The organism is Pseudoalteromonas sp. Z9A4 (assembly GCF_011378845.1).
Classification (GTDB): Bacteria; Pseudomonadota; Gammaproteobacteria; order Enterobacterales; family Alteromonadaceae; genus Pseudoalteromonas; species Pseudoalteromonas arctica.
On sequence record NZ_WTLA01000054.1, the window covers coordinates 1 to 2,065 of the forward strand.

2 protein-coding genes are annotated in these 2,065 nt (G+C 37.6%); one reads left to right on the forward strand and one right to left on the reverse strand.

Annotated elements, in window-relative coordinates:
- On the reverse strand, positions 1-1,232 hold a 1,232-nt coding region (locus GQR54_RS19385), incomplete at its 3' end, for a tetratricopeptide repeat protein (RefSeq protein ID WP_166379695.1).
- A 221-nt stretch (positions 1,233-1,453) separates the two neighbouring features.
- On the opposite strand from GQR54_RS19385, the gene GQR54_RS19695 reads away from it, so the two are divergent.
- Complete coding sequence (locus GQR54_RS19695) at positions 1,454-1,543, forward strand: hypothetical protein (protein ID WP_331460312.1); 90 nt, start codon at positions 1,454-1,456, stop codon at positions 1,541-1,543.
- The last annotated feature ends 522 nt before the right edge of the window (positions 1,544-2,065 follow it).

Below are 2,065 nucleotides of genomic sequence, written 5' to 3' on the forward strand. Positions count from 1 at the left end.
ACCTCAATTTGAAGCTCTTCATTCGATGAACCTTTGAACTGCTCAATCAAGGTTGCGTAGCTGTTGAGCTCGTCATCAGGTTTGCCTTGCTGACCATAAGTAATGCCTTGGTTAGCCATCGCTTTAGCCACCTCAATTTGAAGATCTTCATTCGATGAACCTTTGAACTGCTCAATCAAGGTTGCGTAACTGTTGAGCTCGTCATCAGGTTTGCCTTGCTTAGCATAAACGACACCTTGGTTTAACATCGCTCTTGCAACAAAATCCCAACTCTCTTCATTATGTATACTTTTAAAGTTTTGTATTAACTCATCATAAGATTTAAGTTCAGCATTTACATTTTTCAACATAGAATGGGCAATAGCTGTATTCCATAACAGCTGTGCATGAAATCGAGTTTGTTTTTCACTATCTTTCAAAGTTTTAATAGCTAAATTTAGATATTTTAGAGTCTCTTTATAGTTCTTTTTCCCATAACCAACACTTGCTAGATTTAGGTATTCACGCGCAGTTGTGTGCCCTTTACTTATTTTATTAGTGCTATTTTCTAATATTCTTAATGATTCAGGGTTTGGCTCTTGTTTCTCTGCAATAGACCTTTGCACATCATCAGCCGCTGCTTCAACTTCTTTTCTCTTCTCTTCGATAATCTGACGGGCTTCATCGATATATTTCTTTAAGTATTCAACAGATGTATTAGCCTCACCTAATTGCTTTTCCAGAGAAACTTGCGCATTGGCTAAAATTTCATCCGCATTACTGCTAATAAAGCCTTCCATCTGTTGATGCGCTACATTTTCTGCTTCTTTTCTACTTAGCTTATAAATAAGTAAACCGCCCAATGCGAGAAAAATCGTTAATATAGAAAACCACCAATTTATTGAGTCTTTTAAATCACCAATTCGCCCATTAAAACCAGTAAATTTATTAGCTTGTAGATTCTTTTGCGCGTCGAGTTGAGATTGGAATCTAGATAGTTGAATTGTTAGCGCTTGCTGCGCCGCTTCTAGGGTTTTAACATCATTACCGAGTGTTTTTTGTTGTTGTAGTTTTTCATCCAAACTAGCAAGTTGGCTGTGCATACTAAATAATTGCTGGTATACCAAATCATGATTTCTCTGCGTATTAGGTAACGAAGGAGCTATATTTACAGGAGGTGCGACTTGCGTAGCTGCGACAATATTTACGTTCAGCAAAGTCGATAAAAATAAAAAAAGTAAGATTAAACGCATCCATCATCCCTAAAAAATAAGCCTGCTTGGCCAATACTAAATCGATAACTTATTGTAACTCTGTTAATTTAACTGAGTTTTACAATACATACCATCTAAAAATACTCACTCGTAAAATAGTTTAAAGCGATGCGCGCAAATCAAAAAGTAAAGATTACATTTAATGGCAATGCTACATCATTCAATCTGGCGATATTTTCAGTATCATAGCTAAACGTCATGTGATTAGTGTTACTCACTTAAATAATTTAAAAAGCAATCGTATTCGCGCAGTTAAAAGGCTGATACTCCATATACTCGCTGATCAATAAATCGAGCATAAACTTAAATTACGTAAAGCTTAGGAAAATAATAAGTACTACAAAGTAAGTATTGATCAACTAAAAATGAAATAACCTTTCGCACGATAATTTGAAAAACTGCTTTCTCGCATTTAGAGTCGTGAACTTCACCGTAGGAAGTCGTAGTGCCTGTGCGGTGGAGAGTCACATGGTAAATGCGGGACTCTCTATACGTCGCGAATCGCTTCGCTCGCCCGACCTACTTGATAGGCTGTGAATGAGTGAGGATTATTTGTCATATTTTACTTTTCTGCAGACGTAAAAAAGCCCGAATCGTTAGATCCGGGCTTTCTACAATGTGAAGCTTGTGTAATGTCATAGTACCCACAGCGGTGGAGAGTCACGTTGCAAATGCTACTTTATTGGCCGACTGAGATATTAAGGGATTTTGCTGTGATTTTAGCGTCGGTAGTCGCTACGCCCGCCCTACGTGATAGGTGTTGATGTGAGTGTGTGTTAATTGCGCACATTTCACTTTTCTGCAGACGTAAA